Here is a 219-nt window from a genome sequence, read left to right as displayed (position 1 = left end):
AGTAACAATTACAGGATTGACTGCTGAAACAGCATATGATGTATATGTAGTAGATGCAGCAGGAAATTATTCTGCCAAAACTACAGTTACTACTGAAGCAACACCAGACACAACAGCACCAGGCGCTTTGGTAGCAGATAATGCTACTATGTCTGATACAGGCTTTACTGCAACAGACTTAGAAGCCGATGCAACAGTGAACGTATATGCTGAAGGTAC

The 219-nt window shown here is 41.6% G+C and carries 1 pseudogene; it reads left to right on the top strand.

The features are described 5' to 3' along the window. A pseudogene (locus H7J92_RS17505) lies at positions 1–219 on the top strand (lytic polysaccharide monooxygenase); the annotation flags it as partial.

It is taken from the genome of Sporosarcina aquimarina (assembly GCF_019748715.1).
Classification (GTDB): Bacteria; Bacillota; Bacilli; order Bacillales_A; family Planococcaceae; genus Sporosarcina; species Sporosarcina newyorkensis.
Note: the sequence above shows the minus strand (reverse complement) of the source record. Positions and strands in the feature narration are given on the sequence as shown.